This is a genomic window from Bacillus sp. JJ1521, assembly GCF_036965165.1.
In the GTDB taxonomy this organism is placed as follows: Bacteria; Bacillota; Bacilli; order Bacillales; family Bacillaceae_L; genus Ferdinandcohnia.
In genome coordinates this window covers 249-1936 of the sequence record NZ_JBALOX010000266.1, presented here as the reverse complement: position 1 = coordinate 1936, position 1688 = coordinate 249, and the positions used below count along the sequence as shown (strand labels likewise).

The following is a 1688-nucleotide window of genomic DNA, read 5'->3' as shown; positions in this document are numbered from 1 at the left end:
GTTTGTAATGGAATGGAAACCGGATAAGTTATTACATTTAATACTAATATATGTGATGCTCAGTGGTTTTACATTTTGGTTACCAACAATAAGAGGCTTATTCGATGGACCATCTTATTCATGGTCAGGTTGGATGGGGATGGGTGGAGCAGGTATTGGTGGGCAGTATTGGCTTTTATTAACATTCACTTTTCTAATGACAACGGTAGTTATTTTGGGATGGAGAAACTCTCACAAGACATTTCGTTGGTTATTATTAACATGGTTTATGATTTTAGTAATTGAATCAGGAACATGGTTTTTTTCTTCAGAAACTGTCCATATAAAAGGCGATACTTTAGGATTAGATTTGTCCATCGGAAAAGTAATTTTTCCATTCGATATCCTTTTTTTATCTCTATCTTGCTATTGGATCATTCGTGATATGAGGTCGAATCATTCCCCTCACTCCCCTTCATGGAAAAGGTTAAATCGCAATCTATTGACTCTCTTTTTCTGCCTCTTGCCACTACAATTCATTTTCCTAAGATTTTTTGATAATTACAGAATACTTGATCAAATGGGAGTATTCCTTACTATATTCCAATGGATATTGCTAAACCTATCGTTTTACCCATGGAAAACTCAATAAAACATGAAGCTGCCACTTTAATACGTCAAACTATATAACACCTTATTGATCTTCTATAACGGGTGTATTTCTTGAGTAAGAAAAGCGTCTTTTATCAATAATTTCCACTGTCCTATCAAATAAAATTTCTTCACCATCCTGCCCCGTTAGCTAAAAAAGCAAATAGCTAAAGTCCTCTACACAAATCACTTTCGAAAAGTACGGTCTTTTATCGATCTGCGTGCTAATCTTTTCCCAATAAAACTAAATGCCTTGAATGCAATTTTATGTTTATGGCAATAAATGATTTAATAAAATACCCTATTTTTGGGAGGTATAATAATGACTAATCCTTTGGAGTCAGTAATAGCTATGATAAAGAACTTTGTTGATGAGGAACCAGAGCCCCCTTTACATGTCGGTGAAGTAATGGACCTATGGACTGCATACACTGCATTTAATGAAGCCCATGTCCTTTATCAAGTTGGATTAAACACAACTACTGATACAGACTTAAAACATGCATTACAATCTGCTTATAATTCAAGTAATGCAGATTCAAAAAAAATCGAAAAATTTTTAATGAATGAAGGTGTACCATTACCAACTTTAAGTTCACCTAAACCTCTATCAAATCCTGATTCAATCCCAGAAGGTGTAAAAATGACTGATATTGAAATAGCAAATTTAATTGCCGTTAAAATTGCAACAGCAACTACTTTTTGCGCACAGGCCCTTAGTAAATCTGTTAGAACCGATGTTGGTTTATTGTTTTTTGAAATGCAAGTAAATCTTATGAGATATGCTGCACCATTCAGAAATCTAATGAAACAACGAGGTTGGTTAAAGGTCCCTCCAAGTTACTTACCTCCTGGTTCACCTGAAAGGTAGCTACTTTTACTACTTTTTAACAATTACAATCAGGAATGCTCGTGTTATTATAAACAAGGTCGGGGGTTTATAGCTCTCGGCTTTTCTTTACTTCGAAATTTATTTCTATAGAACATGAATGAGTCATTCTCTTATTCAACTAAACTGCCCCTCAAACGGGTACGTTGATCCAAGAAGGATTAAGGCA

Annotated in this window: 2 protein-coding genes; both read left to right on the top strand. The window is 34.7% G+C overall.

Annotated features, from left to right (window positions below):
* Positions 1-631: hypothetical protein (locus V7147_RS24365; RefSeq protein WP_335370381.1), on the top strand; the 631-nt coding region annotated here is incomplete at its 5' end.
* Between the two features lie 321 nt (positions 632-952).
* Positions 953-1501 (top strand): DUF3231 family protein, encoded by a 549-nt coding sequence (locus V7147_RS24360; protein ID WP_335370380.1) that lies wholly within the window; start codon positions 953-955, stop codon positions 1499-1501.
* Positions 1502-1688 lie beyond the last annotated feature (187 nt).

Bases quoted from the DNA above. Each gene is read 5' to 3' on its own strand.
- V7147_RS24360 (WP_335370380.1), top strand. From the start codon at position 953: ATGACTAATCCTTTGGAGTCAGTAATAGCTATGATAAAGAACTTTGTT.